At 41.7% G+C, this 20,663-nt stretch carries 23 protein-coding genes; 7 read left to right on the forward strand and 16 right to left on the reverse strand.

Annotated elements, in window-relative coordinates:
- Window positions 1-12 precede the first annotated feature (12 nt).
- Together ubiA and C9J42_RS14560 are read right to left on the reverse strand one after the other, a co-directional pair.
- Window positions 13-873, reverse strand: a complete 861-nt coding sequence (gene ubiA / locus C9J42_RS14555) for a 4-hydroxybenzoate octaprenyltransferase (RefSeq protein WP_107247035.1) — start codon at window positions 871-873, stop codon at window positions 13-15.
- Window positions 867-1,409, reverse strand: coding sequence for a chorismate lyase (locus C9J42_RS14560; protein ID WP_107208662.1), 543 nt, complete (start codon window positions 1,407-1,409; stop codon window positions 867-869). The genes ubiA and C9J42_RS14560 overlap by 7 nt, the downstream gene beginning before the upstream one ends.
- A 168-nt stretch (window positions 1,410-1,577) precedes the next feature.
- On the opposite strand from C9J42_RS14560, the gene C9J42_RS14565 reads away from it, so the two are divergent.
- A complete protein-coding gene (locus tag C9J42_RS14565; RefSeq protein ID WP_107208663.1) occupies window positions 1,578-1,997 on the forward strand; it encodes a flagellar basal body-associated protein FliL in 420 nt (139 codons plus the stop codon).
- A 60-nt stretch (window positions 1,998-2,057) separates the two neighbouring features.
- Here the strand turns inward: C9J42_RS14565 and glpG are convergent, their stop codons facing one another.
- The 6 genes from glpG to ftsY all read right to left on the reverse strand — a co-directional run bounded on the left by glpG (window position 2,058) and on the right by ftsY (window position 7,878).
- Window positions 2,058-2,903, reverse strand: coding sequence for a rhomboid family intramembrane serine protease GlpG (gene glpG, locus C9J42_RS14570; RefSeq protein ID WP_107208664.1), 846 nt, complete (start codon window positions 2,901-2,903; stop codon window positions 2,058-2,060).
- A gap of 79 nt (window positions 2,904-2,982) precedes the next feature.
- A complete protein-coding gene (glpE, locus tag C9J42_RS14575) occupies window positions 2,983-3,309 on the reverse strand; it encodes a thiosulfate sulfurtransferase GlpE (RefSeq protein ID WP_105061178.1) in 327 nt (108 codons plus the stop codon).
- A gap of 550 nt (window positions 3,310-3,859) precedes the next feature.
- Window positions 3,860-4,720 (reverse strand): RNA polymerase sigma factor RpoH, encoded by an 861-nt coding sequence (rpoH, locus tag C9J42_RS14580; RefSeq protein ID WP_105061179.1) that lies wholly within the window; start codon window positions 4,718-4,720, stop codon window positions 3,860-3,862.
- A 184-nt stretch (window positions 4,721-4,904) separates the two neighbouring features.
- The gene (ftsX, locus tag C9J42_RS14585; RefSeq protein WP_107208665.1) at window positions 4,905-5,837 is read right to left on the reverse strand and encodes a permease-like cell division protein FtsX; all 933 of its coding nucleotides are present in this window, start codon (window positions 5,835-5,837) and stop codon (window positions 4,905-4,907) included.
- Complete coding sequence (ftsE, locus tag C9J42_RS14590; protein WP_006647648.1) at window positions 5,827-6,495, reverse strand: cell division ATP-binding protein FtsE; 669 nt, start codon at window positions 6,493-6,495, stop codon at window positions 5,827-5,829. Before ftsE ends, ftsX begins: the two co-directional genes overlap by 11 nt.
- 3 nt (window positions 6,496-6,498) lie before the next feature.
- Complete coding sequence (ftsY, locus tag C9J42_RS14595) at window positions 6,499-7,878, reverse strand: signal recognition particle-docking protein FtsY (protein WP_107208666.1); 1,380 nt, start codon at window positions 7,876-7,878, stop codon at window positions 6,499-6,501.
- Between the two features lie 84 nt (window positions 7,879-7,962).
- Between ftsY and rsmD the strand changes: the two genes are divergently transcribed.
- Together rsmD and C9J42_RS14605 are read left to right on the forward strand one after the other, a co-directional pair.
- Complete coding sequence (gene rsmD / locus C9J42_RS14600; protein WP_005372034.1) at window positions 7,963-8,568, forward strand: 16S rRNA (guanine(966)-N(2))-methyltransferase RsmD; 606 nt, start codon at window positions 7,963-7,965, stop codon at window positions 8,566-8,568.
- Window positions 8,565-8,831, forward strand: coding sequence for a DUF1145 domain-containing protein (locus C9J42_RS14605; protein WP_005372036.1), 267 nt, complete (start codon window positions 8,565-8,567; stop codon window positions 8,829-8,831). Before rsmD ends, C9J42_RS14605 begins: the two co-directional genes overlap by 4 nt.
- A gap of 80 nt (window positions 8,832-8,911) precedes the next feature.
- Here the strand turns inward: C9J42_RS14605 and C9J42_RS14610 are convergent, their stop codons facing one another.
- From C9J42_RS14610 to C9J42_RS14635, 5 genes are all read right to left on the reverse strand, one after another.
- Window positions 8,912-10,063 (reverse strand): iron-containing alcohol dehydrogenase, encoded by a 1,152-nt coding sequence (locus tag C9J42_RS14610; RefSeq protein ID WP_107302097.1) that lies wholly within the window; start codon window positions 10,061-10,063, stop codon window positions 8,912-8,914.
- Window positions 10,064-10,303: 240 nt separating this feature from the next.
- Window positions 10,304-10,546, reverse strand: a complete 243-nt coding sequence (locus C9J42_RS14615) for a hypothetical protein (RefSeq protein ID WP_107302098.1) — start codon at window positions 10,544-10,546, stop codon at window positions 10,304-10,306.
- Window positions 10,547-10,853: 307 nt separating this feature from the next.
- Window positions 10,854-11,174, reverse strand: coding sequence for a DUF2007 domain-containing protein (locus C9J42_RS14620; protein WP_005372049.1), 321 nt, complete (start codon window positions 11,172-11,174; stop codon window positions 10,854-10,856).
- A 22-nt stretch (window positions 11,175-11,196) separates the two neighbouring features.
- Entirely contained in the window at window positions 11,197-11,817 is a 621-nt protein-coding gene (locus C9J42_RS14625; RefSeq protein WP_107247033.1) for a lysoplasmalogenase, read from the reverse strand.
- A 979-nt stretch (window positions 11,818-12,796) separates the two neighbouring features.
- Entirely contained in the window at window positions 12,797-13,153 is a 357-nt protein-coding gene (locus C9J42_RS14635; protein ID WP_107208669.1) for a DUF4145 domain-containing protein, read from the reverse strand.
- A 189-nt stretch (window positions 13,154-13,342) separates the two neighbouring features.
- Between C9J42_RS14635 and C9J42_RS14640 the strand changes: the two genes are divergently transcribed.
- Entirely contained in the window at window positions 13,343-13,675 is a 333-nt protein-coding gene (locus C9J42_RS14640; protein ID WP_005372057.1) for a DUF2500 domain-containing protein, read from the forward strand.
- Window positions 13,676-13,736: 61 nt separating this feature from the next.
- On the opposite strand, the gene C9J42_RS14645 is transcribed toward C9J42_RS14640, so the two are convergent.
- Together C9J42_RS14645 and C9J42_RS14650 are read right to left on the reverse strand one after the other, a co-directional pair.
- Window positions 13,737-14,741 carry an acyltransferase gene (locus C9J42_RS14645; protein WP_107208670.1) on the reverse strand — a complete coding sequence of 335 codons (1,005 nt, stop codon included), beginning with the start codon at window positions 14,739-14,741 and terminating at the stop codon, window positions 13,737-13,739.
- A 160-nt stretch (window positions 14,742-14,901) separates the two neighbouring features.
- Window positions 14,902-15,624 (reverse strand): SDR family oxidoreductase, encoded by a 723-nt coding sequence (locus C9J42_RS14650; protein ID WP_107208671.1) that lies wholly within the window; start codon window positions 15,622-15,624, stop codon window positions 14,902-14,904.
- A gap of 364 nt (window positions 15,625-15,988) precedes the next feature.
- Between C9J42_RS14650 and C9J42_RS14655 the strand changes: the two genes are divergently transcribed.
- The 3 genes from C9J42_RS14655 to C9J42_RS14665 all read left to right on the forward strand — a co-directional run bounded on the left by C9J42_RS14655 (window position 15,989) and on the right by C9J42_RS14665 (window position 19,301).
- Window positions 15,989-17,584 carry an AbgT family transporter gene (locus tag C9J42_RS14655; RefSeq protein WP_107208672.1) on the forward strand — a complete coding sequence of 532 codons (1,596 nt, stop codon included), beginning with the start codon at window positions 15,989-15,991 and terminating at the stop codon, window positions 17,582-17,584.
- 113 nt (window positions 17,585-17,697) lie between these two features.
- Window positions 17,698-18,555 (forward strand): LysR family transcriptional regulator, encoded by an 858-nt coding sequence (locus C9J42_RS14660; RefSeq protein ID WP_107208673.1) that lies wholly within the window; start codon window positions 17,698-17,700, stop codon window positions 18,553-18,555.
- 269 nt (window positions 18,556-18,824) lie between these two features.
- Window positions 18,825-19,301 carry a Dps family protein gene (locus C9J42_RS14665; protein ID WP_107208674.1) on the forward strand — a complete coding sequence of 159 codons (477 nt, stop codon included), beginning with the start codon at window positions 18,825-18,827 and terminating at the stop codon, window positions 19,299-19,301.
- 137 nt (window positions 19,302-19,438) lie between these two features.
- Here the strand turns inward: C9J42_RS14665 and C9J42_RS14670 are convergent, their stop codons facing one another.
- Window positions 19,439-20,662, reverse strand: coding sequence for an EAL and HDOD domain-containing protein (locus C9J42_RS14670; RefSeq protein WP_107208675.1), 1,224 nt, complete (start codon window positions 20,660-20,662; stop codon window positions 19,439-19,441).
- Between the last annotated feature and the right edge of the window lies 1 nt (window position 20,663).

The raw sequence follows: 20,663 nt of genomic DNA on the forward strand, positions 1-20,663 counted from the left end.
TAAGTCATGTTTCTAGAAGCAGACACTTAATACAATACCGACACAGACAATCATGCCGAAGTAGTTATTATTTAAAAACGCACGGAAACAGCTTTCACGTAGGCGCTCTTTAAGCAACATCTGTTGATAAACAAATAAGCCTGACGCTAGTAACAATGACCAGTAATACACTTGGCCTAATTGCAGCACCATACCGACAGCAATCAATAAGCTCAACGTGGCAAGCTGAAGCAAGCCAATGATTAACTTATCAAAACGTCCAAATAGGATAGCAGTCGACTTAATCCCAACCTTTAAATCATCATCCCGATCTACCATCGCATATTGGGTGTCATACGCAATCGTCCACAAAATATTAGCAGTAAATAATAACCATGCACTCAGCGATAAATCACCGGCTTGTGCTGCATATGCCATTGGAATAGACCAGCCAAATGCAACGCCTAAAACCAACTGAGGTAAATGAGTATAACGCTTCATAAATGGATAACATGCCGCTAATAGTACTCCCACCACAGATAACATAATAGTTAAGCTATTCATGGTTAAAACCAGTAAAAAAGACACCAGCACTAACAAGAAAAATAAGCCTAACGCTTCGCGCTCAGACACCTTACCCGACGGCATTGGACGATCTTTGGTGCGTTTAACATGGCCATCAAAATTACGATCAGCAAAGTCATTAATCACGCATCCTGCTGCACGCATGAATATGACACCTAAGACAAAAACAATTAATACATTTATATTTGGCATGCCATCTGCGGCAAGAAAAAGTGCCCACAAGGTTGGCCATAATAATAATAAGCTACCAATGGGACGATCAAAACGCGCTAATTGCCAAAACGCTCTCGCCTTAGTCATTTCTAACATTTGTTATTCCTTGCATACACAGGTGAGCGAGGTAAAAACAACTCTGCCACCAGCATAGCTTTTTCATTAATCCATAATCTTGAACGACGAGCCCAAATCGATTGTTCTGGCATGCCTATTCTTGCCACTTCCAGAGCATCACGACGGGAATTGTTGCCATTAAAAATACGATACCCTAAAGGATTTGCGCCTAATTCGGCTAAATCACTTTCGTCCCCACATAATATAGTGGTCGGCATTAGTGTTCGAGCATAGACCCAAGGCTGTTGATCACCATTGAGCATAACAATGCGTTCAAGGCAATCGCTGTGTCCTAATAACGCACGTTCTGATAGTGATAACTCACTATTTTTTATTACGTTTTGTGCTAATACTGTGACTGAAAAAACACGACAATGCGCGGCTAAACGGCGCGATAAAGAGTCAGACTCGAGTAACCAAGAACCAACGGAACCTCCTTCTAATGCCCATTCAGAGGCTGGATACCATACAGCACCTTCAAGTAACGGACTATATAACTGCTTGAATTCCGACATTTTCTCACTACTTAATCAACAAACTCGTGATCGATAACACTTGGTTGTATTCAGTTAATTTATTACCATAATGATCTGCTATTGTAGCAAGCTGTAACCAGTACGAATATCGTTACCGTGCAAAGATTACACCTGTTTCTCACAAACTAAGTGGACAACATAAGTATAATGATAAAATTATCTGTTTTTGTGGCAGCGCTAACGCTTGTCAGCATGCTTCAAAGCCCAGTGGCGATAGCATCTAATGAAGATGTGGCAGCTCCCCCTCAAATCACTTACTACACGTTAGAGCCTGACATCACAACCAACTATGTTACCCAAGGTAAACGGCTGGGTTATATTCGTCTCCAAGTGGATTTGATGATAAACAATCAAACCAACCTCACCAATATTGAGCACCACACCCCGCTTATCCGTGATGCCATTATTGATATTGTGAGTAAACAACCAGAAGCAAAAATCAAATCGCTTGCTGGCCGTGAAGAGATCCGCCGAGCTTGCCAAGATCAAGTCAATCGACTCCTGCTAGCAGAAACGCGCCAACAGCCCGTTGCTGAACTGCTCTTTACTAAGTTTCTTTATCAATAAAAGAAAAAGCGGTGAAATATCGTTAAAGCAAACTGTCCCTTTAACGATATTTTCTCTTAATTATTTAGCTTGCTTTAGTGGATTCACTTTAGCGTCAAATAACGCAATCACACAGCCTGAAATTAAGCCAAATAAGTGCGCCATATTGGCAATCGACATTCCCATCGGCTCTGCAAATCCGATCACTAGCCATACCAACATAAACACAACGTAAGAGCGGGCAATCACTAAACCTCGTTGTGGTGCCAGCCATCCCATCCACCAGATGTAGCCCAATAGCGCATATACCACACCAGATAAGCCACCAAAATTAGGCCCATCAAGCCAGAACTGACCAAAACCTGAAACTAATGAGGACAGTAAAAAAATCTGCACTAATTTAGCAGAACCACTATGACGTTCAATTTGCCCGCCCAGTAACCACCACCATAGGCAGTTAAAAATTACATGAAGAGGAGAAAAATGCAGTAACGCATGAGAGAAATAACGCCATAACTCCCATTGATCGCCATTCATAAACGGGAAATGTAGCCATTCAAATAAGATCTGTTCAAACCCGAGTAACCATAAGCCATAAATCACTAATGATGCGACCATGACCAATAAGGTAAAAGGCCCAGCTTGAGCTTTAACCATGTTGATCAAACTTGGATTACTGTAGTTAAACTTTGCGGTTCGGCTTTCAGCGACTTGCCAAGATGCCGCTTGATATTTGTTATTATTTGGATCGAGTAAAAATGCATTAAGCTCAGCTTCTGCTTCAACGAGGTATTGCTCATCTGCCAACCATAATGCAAATTTACCTTCAGGCTCTGGCGCCATCGATATTTCGATACCTCGATAGGCCATATAATCGATAAAAGCTTGTGCCTGTCGTGGGTTATAAAATCCCGCTAAGCGATACATAATGATGACCTTTCTGTTCAAAAATAGAATCTGACTTAAGATCTATCATTATCGCGCGCTCGATACCACTGTAAAGCCTTTATGCTTCAATCACAGGTAATGCCGCACGACGCCAACCTTCAAAGCCACCATCTAAGCTATACACATTTTCATAACCTTGATTGATCAAATACTGTGCAGCGCCTTGACTACTGATACCGTGGTAGCACATCACAATCACCGGCTGCTCAAAGTCCACCTGATCCATCCAACTAACCATGGTGTCATTGGTTAAATGAAACGCTTGCTCTGGGTGCGCTAGGGCAAATGACTGAGGATCGCGAATATCGACTAAAACTGCCTGGCTATCCGTTTGTTGTAATAACTGATAAGCCTGCTCGACTGAGATATGTTGAAACTGTTCCATGATTTTCCTTTACCTGACTTGTTATTTTTATCATCGCATCGTGATCTACATATGCTAAATAATATGATCCGCCAAACCCAGACAAGATCCTTTTCACATGATCCTGACGTTTTACTGCGATATCTCATTATTAAGCACAGTATACCTCAGCTTTTAGGGATATATTCCATGCCAAAATCAGGGTTTATCCACACCTAAGTATCTTCTTGGCTAATGAAGTTTCAAATGAAGACAAGGGCTTGTCGATGATCATAACCACAACATGAACACAAAGTAATCGCCTGTGGAAAAAACTGTGAATTGCGTTGATAATGTGTTTTAAAAACAAAGGATCCACTACATATAGTTAGGATCCGATCATAAGCTGTGGATAACATGCTATTTAGTACACAATCACACCCACAATTGTGATGTATATCTCATTAAATTCAAGACGATACTCAGCTCCGTCAACTAAGTTAGATCACTCTGTTTCTCAGCGTCATTACGGATCCTCAGGCACAAAAAAGCCGACACTTAGGTCGGCTTCTCATCTTCACGAGGCAAAGGATCAATAAAAATCGCCCACTGCATCTTTTAACTTTTTCATCGCATTTTTTTCTAACTGGCGAATACGCTCGGCAGAAACACCGTAATTATCGGCTAAATCTTGCAATGTTGATTTTTCATCATCTAACCAACGTGAACGTACGATATGCTGACTACGTTCATCAAGGCTCGCTAACGCCTGAGATAATCGATTGTTAGCATGATTTTCCCAGTTGTTTTCTTCATAGGTTAATGCGACATCAGAGCTTTTATCTTCTAAATAGTAAGCTGGAGCAACCGGTGTGGTATCACGCTCATCATCGTCATTTTGCATTTCAAACGTAGGATCTTGCGCTGCGAGGCGTGATTCCATTTCACGTACATCGGAAGGTTCAACCCCAAGCTGCTCTGCGACCATATTGACTTCATCATTATTAAACCAACCCAAGCGCTTTTTCGACTTACGTAGGTTAAAGAATAATTTACGTTGTGCCTTGGTCGTTGCAACTTTCACAATTCGCCAATTACGCAGTACATATTCGTGGATCTCTGCTTTAATCCAATGCACAGCAAACGACACGAGTCGTACCCCAACTTCGGGATTAAATCGTTTCACCGCCTTCATTAAACCAATATTGCCCTCTTGAATAAGATCGGCAATTGGTAGGCCATAACCAGAGTAACCACGAGCAATATGAACAACGAAGCGCAGATGCGACATTACTAAAGCTTTCGCAGAATTAATATCATCATCGTAATGCAGACGTTCAGCTAACTCTTTCTCACGCTCAGGCGTAAGCATTGGATAACGATTAACAGTTTGGATATAACTATCTAAACTTTCCGTTGATACCAGAGCCATCGCAGACATCTCTTGTGACATTCAAAGACCTCGTATGTTTGTGCTATTTTTGTTCTATCGTAACGATAAATAAACGACAACGAACGTTACGTGAACATGCAATAATGCCTGTAAACATAGTTCAATTGCAAGCTCAAGTACAAATGAATATGAATTACAGGCATCAATAATAAATAAAATGATGTCAGGGCTGAGAAACAATACGTTACACAGGCTCGATCTCTTTTAGATGTCGACCAGCAGAAAGTCGTGCTGCCAACAAGCCTAAAAACGTAGCAAGCATAACCATAATTAAGCTTTCATCCCAGCTCAATCCTATCATTCTAAAATTGCTTCCATAGAGGTTAGCAAGTTTCGCCACAGCTTCATCAAGCAGTAATGTCACAATCGCCACTAAGATCCAAGCAATCACGGCCGCAATCAAACCATACCAAGCACCGACATAGAGATAAGGGCGCAAAATATAACTGTCGGTTGCCCCCACCATTTTCATCACTTGGATTTCATCTTTATGGCTCAACACTTGTAAACGTAATGTATTGCCAACAATTAAAAACACAGCAAAAAGCATTAAGCCTGACATCAATGCCGCTAACGTTATAGCAAGATCTTGAATAGCAGCTAAACGTTGTAACCAATCACTATCTAAACGCACTTCATTAACTTGTGGCTCTTTACCTAATTTATCGGCTAGCGCACGGGCTTGCACATCGCCCTGCCAATCAGGTGCAGGCTTAACAATCACCACCGCTGGCAATGGATTATCTTTACTATCAAACAAACTGAGTGCTTTTTCAAAGCCACCGTGTTGACGGAATTCTTCTAATCCTTTGGCCGCAGAAATATATTGAACACTTTCTGCTTCAGGCCAAGTTTTAACAGTATCAGCAAAAGCTTGACCGTCACTGTCACTGACATCGTTATTCAAATACAACGTAATTTGGCTAGGGTTTTGCCAAGAATCTGCCACTACCGTGATATTTTTAGCCATTAGGTAGAAGGTGCACGGTAGCGTTAACGCAAATGCGAGTACAGCTAAGGTTAAAAAGTTACCTAGTGGGCGACGAAACATATCCTTTAATGCGGCACTTCCTTGCTGACGATGGATCGCAAAAAAGCCCGTAGATTTACGCGCCATGAGTAAGCTCCCTTAGATTTCCTTTTTGTAAATCAAAGCGACGATAATTTCGACTCGCTAATAATGATGTATCGTGGGTTGCCATTAAAACGCTGACTCCAACACGATTAAATTCTTCAAACAAGCGTAGTACTTGTTGTGATAAATCCGCATCTAGGTTGCCAGTAGGCTCATCAGCTAGCAGTAACATAGGTTTGTTAACAACAGCGCGGGCAATACCCACACGCTGTTGTTCACCGCCAGATAATTGGATCGGCAAACATTTTGCTTTATCCAATAATCCAACTTTATCAAGTGCCGCACAAACACGACGCTTAATCTCATTTTCCGAGACTTGTTCCACTCGCAGTGGTAACGCGACGTTGTCGTACACACTGCGATCCATTAACAATTTATGATCTTGGAAAATAATACCGATATTTCGGCGCAGAAAAGGGATCTGCTTATTTGGCAATCGCGTGATGTCATGACCGTTAAACCAGATCTGGCCATCACTTGGTCGTTCTAAAGCACAAATTAATTTCAGCAGGGTACTTTTACCTGCACCAGAGTGACCAGTTAAAAAAGCCATGTCTGCTGGACGTAGATGAAAATCTACTTTCTGTAGGGCTTGCCTACCGCCACGATAAGCTTTACTTACCTGCTGAAATCGAATCACACTTTATTCCTCATCACTAAATAATGCTTCAATAAATTCTTCTGCAGCAAATGGACGGAGATCGTCAATACCTTCACCGACACCTATGTATCGAATCGGAATATTAAACTGATCTGCCACCGCAAAGATCACACCACCTTTCGCTGTACCATCTAATTTAGTGATCGTAATTCCTGATACAGGAGCAACATCACTGAACAATTTAGCTTGGCTAATGGCATTTTGACCGGTGCCCGCATCGACAGTTAGCATAATTTCATGAGGGGCATCAACGTCCACCTTTTTCATTACACGTACAATCTTACGCAGCTCTTCCATTAAGTTGCCTTTGTTTTGCAAACGGCCAGCAGTATCAGCAATAACCACATCAACATTTTTTGCTTTTGCCGATTCAATGGCATCAAAGATCACTGATGCGCTATCAGCCCCCGTATGCTGGGCAACAACAGGAACGTGGTTTCGTTCACCCCAAACTTGCAGCTGTTCAACGGCAGCAGCACGGAATGTATCACCTGCTGCTAACATCACAGATTTACCTTCTGCTTGGAATTGCTTCGCTAACTTGCCGATAGTGGTCGTTTTACCCACCCCATTTACGCCGACCATTAAGATGACATAAGGCTTTTTGCTGGTATCGATAACCAAAGGTTGTTCGACTTTTGCTAACATGCCAGCGAGTTCATCTTTTAGTAAACCATAGAGGGCTTCGCCGTCTTTAAGTTCCTTTTTTGATGCTTTATCAGTCAGATTTTCGATAATTTTCAGCGTGGTATCCATGCCGACATCTGCAATGAGTAGCTGTTCTTCCAGCTCTTCAAACAGTTCATCATCGATTTTCTTACCGCTAAATAAGCCAAAGAAACCCGCACCAAAGTTGGTTTTAGTTTTCTTTAAACCACGCATTAAGCGGGCAAAGAAGCCTTCCGATTTTGGTTTTTCTTGCTCGACGGGTTTTGCTATCTCTTCTTCCGTCGCTGATTCAGTTTCACCTGTTTCAACGCTTGTTGAAGTGATAGATTCGACAATCTCAGCGTTATCTATTGCATTAGAAGGCTCAAGAACATTTGAAGCTTCAGGCTCTGTCGTTACAGTTTCTTCAATAACACTGCTTTTTTCAGTGTCATCTACTTGCAACGTCTTTGCCAATTCGACATCATCGGTCTTAGCAATCTTTTCTTGCTCTGCCGCAGCGCTTTCGTCAGTTTGAACATCATTATTATGCTCAACTTTCGTCTTCGCCTCGTCAGAGGAATGTGTTGATTCAGGGCTATCAATAGCCCCATCCACTACTGATTGTTCAGTAGTTTGTTCCTTTTGAGCATCGTTATCTTCAGAGCCAAATCCGAGCCATGAAAATAAACCGCGTTTCTTTTTTTCTGCCATTGGCGAATCCTAGCGCTTGATTGGTACAATTTGCAGCCTAAAAACAGGTGTATACTATCATTTTCTTAACGGTCAAAAAAATCTATGACGCAGCGTAGACAACAAACAACTCGCAAACCACAAAATAATCGTCCTGGCGGGTTCGTTCGCATCATTAGCGGACAATGGCGTGGACGCAAATTACCCGTTCATGATGTCGAAGGACTACGTCCGACCACTGACCGTGTAAAAGAAACACTTTTCAACTGGTTAGCGCAAGACATTTATCAATCTAAATGCCTTGATCTGTTCGCTGGTAGCGGCGGTTTAAGTTTTGAAGCTCTTTCTCGTGGTGCTGAAAGCGTAACGATGCTTGAACTCGACAAAAAAGCCGCGAATCAATTAGAGCAAAACTTAAAAACCGTTGGGGCAAAAAATGCCACTGTGGTTAATGGTGACAGCTTAACGTTTTTGTCACAACAAGGACGTGCACATGATTTAGTCTTTATTGATCCCCCATTTAGAAAAGATCTTATTCAAGACGTAATCGCCGCATTAGAAAACAACGGCTGGCTTGCTCCCCATGCAATGATTTATATTGAAGCAGAAAAGGAATTGGGCAACCTGATAACGCCAAGCCATTGGCACCTACACCGTGAAAAAACGGCAGGACAGGTTTGCTACCGCTTATTTGCAAGAGAGGAACCATGAAGGCGCTAATACTTATCGCAAAACTTGCCATTGCCTTTGTTTGGCTGGTACTACTGATTAATATCGTTCACCCATTCCCTGGCGTTGCTGCTATGGCGTTATATATCATGACAGCGTTCTTGTTTATGATGCATGGCTTACAAATGCTGATATTTATTGGTGCATTTGGCGACAAAATTAACATGTCCGGTTGGGAAAAATGGTCCATTTTAATTTTTGGTATCTTCGCCCTACTTGATATCCGCCGTAAGCATATGATGTAACCAAATTAAAGATAATAAAAAAGCGAACCATAGGGTTCGCTTTTTTTGTTGCATCACCTCATTACCGATAATCAGGGTAATTACATGCGTGCTTTAAAGATCGCTACGATTTCTTCTAGGCTCGCTTTGCGTGGGTTAGTTAAAGAACATGCATCGTTTAGGGCGTTTTGCGCCATGAACGCTAGCTTGTCTTCAGTTACACCTAAATCAGCTAGGCGTTGCTTAGTACCCACTTTTTCAGAGAGTGCATCAATCGCTTCAAGGGCTGCATTTACTGCTTGATCTTGAGTCATTGCTGCTGTGTCGATACCCATTGCTTTGGCAATATCAACAAAACGCTCTGGTACTTGTTTGGCGTTAAAGCGTGAAACTTCTGCCAATAGAATCGCGTTACATAGGCCGTGAGCCAGGTCGTAAACACCACCTAATTGGTGCGCCATTGAGTGAACGTAACCTAAAGAGGCATTAGAGAATGCCATACCAGCAAGGTACTCGCCGTATTGCATTGCATCACGTGCTTCGCGGTTTTCACCGTCGTTAACAGCCGTTTCTAGGTTGTTTACAATCAGTTCAATCGCTTTAATGGCTGATGCATCTGTAATTGGTGTTGCAGCTGTTGAAACATACGCTTCAACGGCGTGAGTTAATGCATCCATACCGGTTGCAGCAGTTAGGAACTTAGGCATTGCGACCATTAGCTCTGAATCGTTTACTGCAATAATCGGCGTGAAGTGCTTATCAACTACTGGGTATTTGGTTTCATCTTCTTGGTTAGTGATGATCGCAAATACTGTCATTTCTGAAGCGGTACCAGCTGTTGTGTTCACGGTTACCAATGGAAGTTGTGGCTTTTTAGAAAGGTGTACACCTTTCGAGTAATCACGAATGTTACCACCGTTCGCTGCCACCAATGCGATACCTTTAGCAGTATCGTGTGAAGAACCACCACCGAATGAAATCACAAAATCAGAATGGCTGCTTGCGAGTAACGCTAGGCCATCTTCAATGTTTTTCTCTGTTGGGTTAGGTTGCACACCATCGTAAATAGTGTAATCAAGGCCGTGCGCAGTAAGCTCGTCAGTTAGTTTTCTCACTAAACCCACTTCAACTAATACACTGTCTGTCACGATTAGGGCTTTTTTCAGCTCTTTTGACGCAAGTTCAGCACCTAAAGATTGAATAGCATTAGGGCCCATTAGTGTTACAGGTGGCATGTAGAAGACATTGCTCATAATAAAGCTCCGATAATATTAAGTAATTTATGTTGGCTTACCGCGTGTGCCATAAGCCGGAATTTTTTACAGAGTGTGAATAGCAAAGTGAGTGTTATCGGCGCCAAATCTTTATGGTTGTTGTTGGTGTTGATGCTAACAACAGCTCACTTACCGGAAATAAACAATAAAATGAAAAGTTAACCACTATTACGTAAACGTAATAATTTAAATGGGGTGTTACTTGCCGATATCAGCGGCTTATTTATCAGCAGCAGACAGTAGCTTTTCAGCAAAGGTAAGTTGTGATGCTGATTGTGTGAATACCACACCTGAGTGTGAACGCTCTGCAGTACCTTGTTTTTGGTAGTGACCTGTATTCATAGTGCTAGCCGCTGCTTTTTGAAATTGAACATTACCTGTGAACGCACCATCTTTAGCTGAAGCGTTGTAAGACATAGCGATGATAGCGGCTGCGATAGTTGCTTTAATAACTGTTTTCATGAGTAATAAAACCTTGTGTATTTATGTTTGTGAACGCCTTGTGCGTTTCGATGGGTGTATTATCAATAATTACACCTAAAACAACAATACGATAAAAATACAAAAGATTATTACCAAATAGCAACAATAAAAAAGAAGGTCGTGAAGTACTTAATAGCGGAATAGGTAAGACGAGGAAATTAGACAGCAAAAAGATGATTCGCAATAACCATCTATCAAGAAGGGATACGCATTAAAGAATGGGGTTAAAGACGGTTGGGTTTTCTTATCATTTGCACGTTGATTTGATACTTACTTTTCACCTCGATTAAGGCTCTTGATCGCGGTCGCATTGGCAATTCCAACACAGTTCAAATTGCCCTTGATTCACTTCACCGCACTGCGAACAATGCCAATCATGGTAATCAGTGCGTTTATAATCACTGACAATCCCTTGTGCGCGTTGCCATTGCCATTGCTCAACCCATACTTTCACTTCAACAACATTCGCTGGAAGCTCTCCCATCGCAGCACCTAACGCCTCACCCGTTAACCGTGCATTCACTCCCTCACTTTCTAATAACCCTTTCACGCTGTGCGCTTCCAAGCTATTACAAGCGCTATAGATACACTGCCATTGCTCTGACATAGATAACTCCTCAAATGACAGGCTATAAAACGAGTACCGAGCCAACAAATAAACCTTGGGCAATAAAGTACGTCGACATAATGATCGCCGTTGCGGCACTGAACTCACCCTTAAAACGATTAACAGCCAAGGTCAGATCTGATAGCACAAATAAAATAGCGCCAACGATGGTAAATAGTGCGGCTTGGCTATGGGACAACAACCAATACTGCCCAGCAGCAAAGGTCATCGCCATAATAATGAGTATATAGAAAGCAACTGGCGTTTGTAGTGGTGCTAGAGAGGGTAACAACAGTAAAAAAACGACAATACCTATGGCAAGACAAAGCGCAAGTAGCCACCAGCTTATTGTTCCTTGCCATTGACTGGCAAATGCGACGGTAAAAGCAATATGAGCAAGAAAAAAGCTCATCAGGCCAGCAAGAAACCGATCTGCTGGCAACATTAAGTAAATATCACCAATGATTGAAAAGCAAAGCCCTATAACAATTGCCCAGTAATAAAAACTAGGGGCACCGCTCCATACACATAGTATTACCATCAACATAACCGTTAACGGTTTACTGACATAGTAAAGCCAGCGTGGTCCTCGATAAGCAGCAGTAATGTGCAATACCGCTAAAAATATAATACATAACCACATAATCAGACATTCACTACGCTGTTAAATACACTCTTTGTAAAGGTGAGCAAATATCATGGTGTTTGCCATCTCAATAATCAGAAATGGTGTACAACCACCTCATAACAGCCCTCAATGCACCTTTGATAGATTGTAAAAGCAACCGTTTATCTCTCGTAAAAAGCTATTTTATTAATTTTTTACCACTTTATATCCACCAAAAACATCGCAGCCTCAAGAACACTATAAACCAAATTAAAAAAAACCAATAAGAACATTAAGATAAGAAAAAAAATCATGCTATCACTGTAACTTTTTACGCATATCACCTTGGTGAATAAACCACCAAAAAAATAAAAACACAATTCAAATAGGCGTTTTGGTAATAAAAACACAAAAAACGACTGATTTAGTTATAAAAAAACAAACATCACCACAGAAAAGTTAGAATAAATAAAAGTACAAAAGACTAGATAACATAAACACTTATTTTGATAACTAAGCAATTCGCACTCACATCGAAAAACCAATAAAAACAATAAAATCAAAAAGATAAAATAAAAACAAAACAGAAAACATAAAAAACACCATAGTAAAAAAACAATAAACTTCTCTTTTTCTGCCATTTAAAAGCTTTATCTTGATTTTAAAATGTTTTTATCTAAGTTTTTCACCAACCTCAATTGCCAAACCAGCTAAAAAAATGTTATTCTTTTTGTCAAGAAAAAAATAACCACTAAAAAAGGATGAAAGAATAATGACACCTTCACAAAAACAAGGACTTATGATGATTGCAGTTGTTGTAGGCCTAATGACATTGCCCGTTCTTTACTAAAAGAATTATCAATTTCAAAAAATAGCGCCTATTGGCGCCATTTTTTTATCTACGTCACAAAATGTTAATATTCGTATTAAATTCCTACAATTTTTGATCTTTAAATAAAAGAAAACCCGACGCATTACTGCACCGGGCTAAATAAGAAAATCTAATATTTAACGCTTACAACTTAATATGATGCCAATTCACGCTATAAAACCATATTGCCGCAAGTGTAAAGCCACACAATAATGTAATAGCCACTCCCCATACCAAGCGACTACTTCGCGGGGCTAGCTCTTTTTCACACCAATTACATAACTTGATAAATTCATCACTCGAATCAACTAATGTATCTGATGAAGTGAAGTGTTTATTTAATTCAGCAATCTTATCCAGCTTAATTAGCACATCATGTGGTAGGCGATCTTCACAACTGATAATTAATTGCTGAAGCTCAGAACCTTTCGCGTGATAATGCTGACGTAATAAATCTTCAATACGGCGAGAACGATCAATCACTTGCTCAATATCAATCATGAGCCCACTCCTTGTTGATGCTATATCTTTACCTTACAACTAAAGTGCCAATATGCAATATAACTAACATAAAATTTGCTTCATTTTGTCACGTATAGATCACGCTTTTCTATCCATTGATTAGTGATATTTCACTGATTGTGAATAATAGCCATGAAACTGTCTTTCATCGTTCAAGGAGTTAGTGTTATGCCAACAGGGATCATCGTGGCAATTTGCATTCTATTTATCTTCTCATTTGGCTATTTTATTTTTAGCTATCGTCGACATACGCTGGGGCTTGGCGCGCCAGAGAAAAAACTCGACGTAATGATCCTCGATAAACAGAGCAATAAAATCATCGGTGCTCAAGCGGGCGAAGAAGATGAAGAATATTGGATTTATGTTGAGCCGATATCAGGAGGACCAAAGCGTGAATTTATGGTGGGCATCCACTATTACCATGCTTTAAACCCAGGAGATAAAGGCACTATGACCTATCGTGGACAACAGTTTATTCACTTTGCCTTACAGCGTGATTAACGCTATTTAAACCGCCAATAGGACGCAATAAAAAAGCCTGACGTTGTCAGGCTTTTTTATTTTATGGTACTAACCAAGCAGTTTTCGGACTACGGCTTAATAACCAACTAGCTCCTAACGCTAGCCCCCCCGCTATCACTGTCCAAACAGGGATAGCAATCAGAGGGTTCGCAAAATACCAATCATAATTTCGCAATGGCCATAAGAAAATAGGATGGAGCAAATACACGCCTAAACTATAGCGGCTCAGCATTGCTAATCGAGAACGCGCACTCTCACTAAATTTATCAAACATGTAACGACACAAAACAAAGACACCTGCGGCCGCTATTGCTGTATTCAGGGTTTTGTATGATAACCAGCGACCAATTTTATATTCGCCAGCCACTAAACTATGGCTCACCACCATATAATCTGTCACCAACAAGGCCACAATTGCTAAAGGAATAAGCCACTTCATCGCAGGCCAATGATATTTGTACAGACAGTAGCCTAAGACTAAATAGCCACTGTATAGCAGGTAAGTTTCACTCCATAGGCCATCAATGTGATACAAATACGATCCTGTGATCACCAGCCATACCATCACCACCCCTTTTACTTGTCCAGGCTCCATACGTTGTACCGCCCATTGATAAAAAGGGACTATGACATACAAAGGAATAAAGTAGTAAAAGAAACCTAGGTGGTAGTAAGTTTCATGAAAAGGCATGTCTGTCAGTAGCTTCCAACTGGTCGAAAAGTCTGTACCTGAGGCAGAAAACGCCGAGAAGAAAGCGTAGAAAGCAGACCAAACAACAAATGGGATCAACACTTTACCGACACGACGCTTGAAATAATAGCGCCCTTCAAATGGGCGTTCATCACTGAGCATTAATGCCCCTGTGATCATAATGAATACAGGTACAGCCCAACGACTAAAACTGTTAAAAGTAATCGCGGTGATCCATTCCCAGTTAGGTATTTGCCCTAATTGTTCTCGATACGGCCCTAAAACATGGATCACGACTACCGCAATGGCCGCAACCACCCGCAGAAGATCAAAATACCCAACCTTTTCTCTCATCACCTATCCCTCTGCTACAAAAAAGAGATGTTATTAATATCACTGATACCAATAACATCTCTTTAAATATAACAGGGGATCAATAACATGTATTGAATAAGCGCGTCTTTATTCACATTACTCACGACACGCTGACATTCCTTCCTTCAACACCAACGCATTATGGTTGTTGGCGCGTTGCAGCAAGCACAATTTCACGAATACATAAATTCTGCGGTTGGTTGTAAGCGTAGCTAATCGCATTCGCAATATCTTGTGGTGCAATCACCCCACCCATACCTTCTTTCCACTCTTCATAGCCTGCTTTAATCGCGTCACTACTGGTATGGCTCAATAATTCTGTTTCAACAGCACCTGGTGCAATGGTAATAAAGCGAACATTATCGTCAGCGACTTCTTCACGGATATTTTCAGTGATCGCGTGAACCGCAAATTTAGTTCCGCAATACGCCGCATGATTAGGGAAGGTTTTACGTCCTGCAATAGAGCTAATGTTGATCACTGTACCGTGTTTACGTGCTTTCATGCCTGCCAATACAACGTGAATACCGTTTAGCATACCCATCACATTAACATTAAACATCGTCTGCCATTCTGCTGGATCTTGTTCATCAGCTAAACCAAGTAACATCATGCCAGCATTGTTAATTAAACAATCAACAGGACCAAACTTTTCTTCCGCTTCAGTAACGGCCGCTTGGATGGCTTGCGCATCAGTCACATCGACTGCTCGACATAGTGTATTAGGTAGGTTCATTGCTTCCATACGATCTACACGACGCGCAAGTAATAATAATGGATAACCTTCTGCAGACAATTGACGCGCTGTTGCTTCACCAATACCCGAACTTGCACCCGTAATAACAACTAAAGATTTAGACATAAGACTTTCCTACTCTGGTAATTCGAAAAATATTCAACAGGCCGACATGTTGTTGATGCATTCACTATAGGTCGGATTGAGAGAAGTGAAAAATATCAATTTCTTAGGTTTATCATCAAAAAAAATTATGGATAAGAGATTTTTTTATTCGCTTTTCTTATCTAACTGAAACTTTTTATGCAACAAGAAACACAACAGCAAAAGCAGTTTAAAATTCTATCCAAAGACAAGTTTTAAAGTCTTATTCATTACCTATTTACAATTAGAAACAATTTAACATTGATTTTACAACATTTTGCGAGATAACATATTATTCACAAAAGCAGTACCCATTGATGGGATTAAAACTATATTGGAGGTAGTGATGCATTCATCAGCTTCACAACAACAACCACATCCTAAGAAAACACTTTTTACCCGTTTTCTTGATACCGTCGAATGGTTAGGTAACTTATTACCTCACCCAATCACACTCTTCGCTATCTTCTGTGTCGCGATTTTAGTTGCCTCTGGCATCGCAGGCTATTTCGGTGTTTCTGTTGCCGATCCTCGACCAGAAGGCGCACCAGGTCGTGCTGCAGACGGCATGATCCACGTGGTCAGCCTATTAAATGCTGAAGGCTTGCAACTTATCGTGGCAAACCTGGTGAAAAACTTCACTGGCTTTGCACCACTAGGTACCGTACTGGTTGCCATGTTAGGTGTCGCGATTGCTGAACACTCAGGCCTACTTTCTTCGGCGATGCGTGGTTTAGTGATGGGCGCATCTCGTCGCATGGTAACTCTGGTTGTGGTATTTGCCGGTATTATCTCTAACACCGCCTCAGAGCTTGGCTACGTGGTACTTATTCCACTTGCGGCAATGCTATTCCACTCGCTAGGTCGTCACCCATTAGCAGGTCTTGCAGCCGCTTTTGCTGGTGTATCTGGTGGCTACAGTGCGAACTTACTACTAGGTACGGTTGATCCCCTGCTATCGGGTATTACCCAGACTGCAGCACAAATGATCGATCCTAATTACACTGTTGGCCCAGAAGTGAACTGGTACTTCATGTTTGCTTCAACCTTTGCTATCACCATCATGGGTGCGTTCGTTACAGAGAAAATCGTTGAGCCGAAACTAGGCAAATACGATGCCTCTGAAGCCAGTGATGATTTAAGCCAAGATAAAATGGGCAAACTGACTGCGCTTGAGAAGAGAGGTTTGAAAGCGGCGGGTCTTGCAGCGCTAGCTGTTGCAGCACTACTCGCACTGACAATTGTGCCTGCTGACGGTATTTTACGTAACCCACAAACAGGTTTAGTGGCAGGCTCTCCGTTCCTTAAAGGTATCGTGGCATTTATCTTCGTGTTCTTCGCCATCCCGGGTTTTGTCTACGGTAAAGTAGTAGGCACAATGAAGAACGACCGTGATGTGATCAACGCGATGTCTGTGTCAATGTCATCAATGGGTATGTACATTGTACTGGTGTTCTTCGCAGCTCAATTCGTGGCGTTCTTTAAGTGGACTAACTTCGGTCAAGTGTTCGCGGTTGGTGGTGCAGATTTCCTACAGTCTATTGGTCTAACAGGCCCAGCGCTGTTCTTCGCCTTCATCCTAATGTGTGGTTTTATCAACCTCATGATTGGTTCGGCATCAGCGCAGTGGGCGGTAACCGCACCTATCTTTATTCCAATGTTAATGCTGGTAGGTTATGCGCCTGAAACCATTCAAGCGGCATACCGTATCGGTGATTCTGTTACCAACATCATCACCCCTATGATGAGCTACTTCGGTATGATCCTAGCAGTAGCCACTCGTTACCAGAAGAACCTTGGTTTAGGTACGCTAATAGCAACCATGCTGCCTTATTCGATTGTATTCGTGATTGGCTGGAGCATCATGTTCTATGTTTGGGTGTTCGTACTGGGTATCCCAGTCGGCCCAGGTGCGAATACTTACTACAACATCGCAGGTTAACCTGTAATCCTCCTTTAGCCGGGCACCATGTCCGGCTTTTTTGTGCCTGTTTTCCCGCTTATTCGATTCCTATGATAATCTGCTCACTTAGCATCATATGCAGGTAACTTACGATGGATTTACGACTACTACGCTTTTTCATTGCAGTTTATGAAGAAAAAAACATCACCCTTGCCGCAGAGCGCTGCTTTGTTTCTCAACCGTCGATCTCTAACGGTATTAAGCAACTAGAGCAAGAGCTGAATACTGTACTGTTTTTACGTCATAAAAAAGGGGTTGATGTCACCGATGAAGCTCACTACTTATATCCGTTAGCGATCCGTTTGCTTAATGATGTAAATACCCTACCGCAACTGTTCCAGCAACGCACCGAGCGATTACCACTGACCTTGGCAAATTTTCCTGATTTAAGCCAAAGCCAACTGGCGAAAGTCTTTGCAACTTTACACCACAACATTGCCAATTTATCGCTCGAACTGGTTGATCACGAAAAACCTGCCGATGCGCGCTTAACTCTTGATATGTTCAAAGCAGAAGATGAGATCTTTTTGCCGCTATGGGATGAAGATTACGTCCTCTGCATGTTGCCTGATCACCCGTTGGCAAACTTGCCGTCGGTCTCGCCTGAGCAATTGCACCAACATGATTTTATTGAGTGCCCGCCTTGCGAAGCCCATCAGCAGACTATTAGCTTACTCGCCTGTGATGGCCTATCCGTTAATCTCGTTGCAAAAGCTGAGCATAAAACTCAAGTCATGCACTTGGTTCAAGCTGGGCTTGGCATTTCGTTTCTCCCTACAGGGGTACTGGAAAGTGCCAATCAATTGGTGGCAGTACCGTTAGAAGGACCACGGATGTTCCGCCGTTTAGGGCTGTGCTATCCCGCCAGTAAAACCTTAAACCCGGCCCTTTCTGAGTGCATTAAGGTACTGAGCCAAAGCGTGACCGCAACACAGGCAGAAAAAGGTTAAGTTTTTCCTATCACCCCTTGCTATGGTGAAAACTGCCACGGTGATCTAATCGCAGCGTAAATAGTCATCACTCTCTTTAGAAAGCCACTCGATGTTTACCGAATCACATCTGGTGGCTTTCGCTTATCTAGCCAATAAAGATAGCTAAAACCTATTGGTACAATAGAACCTAACAGTTATATCTATCATGAGGTTCACCCTATAATGAATACATCTTCTGAGAGGTCAGCACCTTTTAGCTAATTTATCGAATAAGTGAGGAAAGTAGCATGACTAGCGAAATGAATTTAATCGGTCTCAATACCCAAAAAGCGCAAGCTCTGGCTACAGACCTCAATAAATTATTAGCTGATTACCAAGTATTATACATGAATACCCGTGGCTATCACTGGAACATTAAAGGACAAGAGTTTTTTGAACTTCATGTGAAGTTTGAAGAGATCTACACCGATCTTCAGCTAAAAATCGATGAACTTGCAGAGCGGATTTTAACCCTTGGTCATACGCCAGATCATAGCTTCAGCAGTTACCTCACCGTGAGTGATATCAAAGAACATCGCAATGCAACACAAGGTAAAGACTGTGTTGAAGGCTTAGTAAATGGTTTTAGTGTCTTGCTACGTTTAGAACGTCAAATTTTAGCGCAAGCAGGTGATGCGGGTGATGAAGGTACGGCAGCATTGATGGGTGATTACATCCGTGAACAAGAAAAACTGCTATGGATGTTAAATGCATACCGCCAATAGAGAATAGATAAACAAGCAGATATGAATTTAGTTGGGCCATATTATATGTGCTGTATCAACGGCGCGGCCCGCTTCGGCTCTCCAACTGCAATATTATGATTCCCATTCGGGGGCGAGACTACATAGCCCCCATTTTTTCATCGTTTTAAATTCACTGCGGTACATTTATCTGCCCACTCAACCGCAGCTAAATAACTTTCATGCACCACTTTTTCTTTTATCCCCAACACCTGACAACAAATCTGTACCCGTGTCCAATCTGCAGTACTAAACGCATCAACCACATCCAACACTAAGCCCAATCGCCCATTACGTTGTAAAAGTGCGGATTTAATTTCAGGTTGAAGCTGGATCATATCCAGTAAGCTCTCTAATGAATTATCAAGCAAGGCATCCAATAACGAGAACATCCCGGCTAAAAAAGCTTGTTCTGAGCGCAGCACAATGCCGCCTTTTGTCACCAGTAACTCACACATTTTGGCGCGTAATAACGATAAAGCATAAAGCTCTTTCGGCTTATCAAGCGCAGCATGCGCGGTCGCCACCACACCAATAAATAAGCGTAAGTTATCTTCACCTAAATACACTAAAGCTTGGCGAAATGAGCTGATCGGTGAGCGTAAGCGCTTGGTCACGGTATTGACGTAACGGAGTAATAAATAGGACAGAGAGACATCACTGCTAATAATGGTTTCGATACGCGAAAAATCGACCGGATCATGGGAGATTTCATGCAGTAGCTGTACCGTTGTAAGCTCTGATGGTGCCACTTTACGGCTTTTTAGCATTTCAGGTTTACTGAAAAAATAACCTTGAAATAAATGAAATCCCGCAGCTAATGCTTGCGAATAGTCATCATAGGTTTCGACTTTTTCCGCTAAAAACTTGGCTTTTAGGTGCTGGTTATCTTTGACATATTGGCAGGCTTGATCGAGACCTAGCGCCAGTAAATCTAACTTAATGACGGATATATACGGCAGGAAACGCTGCCATTCAGGATGACAATCAAAATCATCAAGCGCAAAGAGATAGCCTTTTTGGTGGAGATGTTTAACTGCCTGTAAAAGCTCATCACTTGGACGACAACTTTCAAGAATTTCAATAATAACTTTATCTTTAGGCAGTAATAATGGCATCAATTCAATCAAACAATGCTCAGGAAAATTAATAAAATTTCGCTGACCTTTGTATGAGCGGTTGTCACCAATCGCCATGTAATTTTCCATAACTAAGCGACATGTCGCTTCACTCGCATCGATATTCGGAAAAGCATTACTTTCTCCGTCACGAAATAATAATTCATAGCCAATCGTTTGTTGCTTACGATTAAAAATTGGCTGACGAGCAACATAGGAATACATC

The organism is Photobacterium sp. GB-56 (genome assembly GCF_003026105.1).
Taxonomy (GTDB): domain Bacteria; phylum Pseudomonadota; class Gammaproteobacteria; order Enterobacterales; family Vibrionaceae; genus Photobacterium.